The 2,945-nt window shown below is 66.7% G+C and carries 3 protein-coding genes; all 3 read right to left on the minus strand.

Annotation, left to right across the window (positions count from 1 at the left end):
- On the minus strand, positions 1–1,221 hold a 1,221-nt coding region (locus WBV89_RS09760), incomplete at its 3' end, for an alpha/beta fold hydrolase (protein WP_423981147.1).
- Positions 1,218–2,243, minus strand: coding sequence for a 3-oxoacyl-ACP synthase III (locus tag WBV89_RS09765; protein ID WP_423981148.1), 1,026 nt, complete (start codon positions 2,241–2,243; stop codon positions 1,218–1,220). The genes WBV89_RS09765 and WBV89_RS09760, both read right to left, overlap by 4 nt.
- A 96-nt stretch (positions 2,244–2,339) precedes the next feature.
- Positions 2,340–2,789: a cupin domain-containing protein gene (locus WBV89_RS09770; protein ID WP_423981149.1), complete on the minus strand. Its 450-nt coding sequence runs from the start codon at positions 2,787–2,789 to the stop codon at positions 2,340–2,342.
- Positions 2,790–2,945: the final 156 nt, after the last annotated feature.

Below are 2,945 nucleotides of genomic sequence, written 5' to 3' on the forward strand. Positions count from 1 at the left end.
GTCTCCCGGAGCGAGGCCACGACGGACGAGGCCGGCCGCAACGGCGTCGACGCGTCGAGCGAACGTCGCGAAGTCGATGGATTCGCGCGCTGCGAGATCCGAGATCGCGATCGCATCGTCGCCTTCCCGCCGACGCAGCCCGTCGAACACCGTGGACGCGGTGGGTCCGGTGCGCGGCGTGATCGCGCTGTCGGACGGCGTGGTCGCCGTCACGGACGAGGGAGCGGGGTCGTCGGGCTTCTCGCTCGACCCGTCGTCGAGGTCGCGAAGGAACGCGTCGACCGCTGAAACGACGTCGGTCTCGGCCATCACGAGGTGGTTCGCCCGGGCGAAGCGTTCCAGCCGGGCGTTCGGCAATCGCTCCAACAGGTCCTGCGCGAAGTCGTCATCGAACACGATGTCGTTCGCGCCCCACGCGAGCAACACCGGCGACTCGATCGCGTCGAGTTTGCTTGCGACCTCGACGAGCGCTCCTGCGGACGGGTGATCGTCATCTCGTGTGACATCTCCCAGCGGGATGTCACCCACGAAATCGGCGATCGAACGGCGCCACTCCGCATGCCGGTACGGCGCCCGGAATGCGATCCGATCCTGACGCGTGATGCGTCGCCCCGACAGGCGGACCGTTCCCTCGACGAACGCCGACGTTCGCCGACACACCAGGTCGCGCAGGGGTCCCGACGCTGCCAACCGGATGATCTTGGGCGCCCTGCGACCGGCGGGCACGGCGATCCCGGTATTGCACAGCACCATCGCGGCCACGTCGTCTGCGTGATCGACGGCCCACCCCAATGCGATCGCTCCGCCCCAGTCGTGGGCCGCAAGCACGATCCCCGACGCTGACGCCTCGTCGATCAGGCCCAATCGCTCGGTCAGGTCAGCGAGGTCGGCAACCCGATCGGCGTACCGACGTGCGCCATTGGAGGGATCGAGTCGTTCGCTGTACCCCATCCCCAACTGATCGATCGCTACAACACGGTGGGCGCTCCCGAAGCGATCGAGGAACGACTTCCACGCGTACGCCCACGTGGGGTTGCCGTGGACACACAGAATCGTCACCGCGCCCGACTCGCCGGGCCCGGTGTCGAGCAGGTGCCACCGATGGGTGGACCCGTCGTGGCTGGGAACGTCGAGTTGACGCGACCAAGCCGGGTCGATCCCCCAGGAGCGCCATGTCGCCTCGGCGGGCCGGTCGGGTGTCGCTGACCGGGGGGACGTCACCAGACGATTTCGGTGAAACTCGTGTTGAGTCCCGAGCCGATTCCCATGCACAGCACGCGCTCGCCCGGCTGGATCGTGTCCTGCACGGATGCCAACGTGATCGGAATCGCTGCGGGCCCGACGTTGCCGAACTGCGGGAAGGTACGCGGGCAGCGATCCGGATCGATGCCGAGGCGCTCACACAGCAGTTCGGTGTGTCGCTGGCTGACCTGGTGGATGATGTAGTGATCCATTCCGACTTCCCAGTCGAAGTCGTGCCCGCTGTGCTTCCACGCCGCTTCGGCGAGTTCGAGCCCCGCGATCATCAGTCCGTGCGAGTCGGTGCGCATCCGGTCGAGGTCGCCGATGCAGAGCTGGTTGTGCTGGGTGGCGCTGCGCGCGATTCCGCCGACCAGTCGGTGGGCTTCGGGGTGCTGGTCGAAACGGCACAGCACCGCAGCTGCGGCACCCGAGCCGAGCGTCAGCGACGCGAACTCGGCGAAGACGTCGTCCGCCGACGCGTTCGGGTCCTGGAGACGCGCAATCGTCGTCTGCTGGGTGTGGCGGCTCCCCTCACCGTCGACGATCAGCGCATAGTCGATCGATCCGGCATCGATCGCGGCCGCGGCGATCTGCATCCCGTTGATGAATCCGAGACAGGCGTTGCCGACGTCGAAGTTCAGACAACTCGGGGCGAGCTCGAGTTGGTTGTGGACGGCACAGGCGACCGACGGCTCGAGGTGGTCCTTGCAGACCGACGTCGAGATGAGCATCCCGACCGCGTCGGGGTCGATCCCGGATTCGTCGAGCGCTTTGCGTCCTGCGCTGGCAGCGGCCTGGTCGAAGGTCGTGTCTTCGGGCCACCAACGACGTGCGTCGATCCCGGCGAGGTCGGACAGGATTCCAGCGCTCAGTCCGGTGCGCGCGTAGGTCTCGCTCAGTTGTTCGTCGATCCACGCGGACGTCACGATCTCCGGAGCCTCGACGGCTGCAACCGTCAACACACCCACGTTGCGGTGAGTCATTACCGAGTTTGCTGCCATCTTCGAATCCTTTCAGAAGGCGCGTGCTTCTGCAGGCGAGCCGCACGACGGATCGATTCTACGTGGTCAGGCGCGTTCTGCATGTACGCGCGCAGCTCAGTCGGCGGCGGTGTTCTCGATTCCGGACGCGCCGATGTTGACGACCAGAATTCGAGTCGGGTCGTCGCCGATCGCCTGTCCGTTGTGCGATGTGTCGATCGCTTCGATGATGGCCTCGCCCTTTTCGTATGTGCGCGAACCGTCGTCGCCGTAGTCGACGGTCAGGCGACCGTCGAGGATGTATCCCACCATCGGGGTGTTGTGGTGATGCCAGCCGGTCTCGTCGCCCGGCTGCAGCGTGACGACGTCGACCGTCAACTCCGCTGCACCATCGGTGGGATACACGATCGGCTGACCGAGCACGGTCTGCTCGACGGCAGCGGGGAGCTCGATCACGGGATCGGGGGGCTCGGTCGAGACGGTCGACCCGTCATCGGCGCTGCCGCACGCTGCCAGTGCCAGCGTGGCCGCCACCACCCAACCGGCGATGCGCGGTGCGACGGTCATGCGGCCGAACCGGGGCCGCGTCGATTGGAAACCGGGTAGTGCCACGAATCCTCCGTGTGTCTCGGATTGACGAGAGCGCACCGTATCTCAGCGAACGCAGTGCCTCGATGCTCGAACGTACCCATCCCCGTCCGCCGGTATCGAGGCGCGGCAGTG

This window comes from Ilumatobacter sp., from assembly GCF_049588435.1.
Taxonomy (GTDB): Bacteria; Actinomycetota; Acidimicrobiia; order Acidimicrobiales; family Ilumatobacteraceae; genus Ilumatobacter_A.

Coding starts and splice junctions, on each gene's coding strand:
- WBV89_RS09765 (WP_423981148.1), bottom strand. CDS start 2,243: ATGGCAGCAAACTCGGTAATGACTCACCGCAACGTGGGTGTGTTGACG.
- WBV89_RS09770 (WP_423981149.1), bottom strand. CDS start 2,789: ATGACCGTCGCACCGCGCATCGCCGGTTGGGTGGTGGCGGCCACGCTG.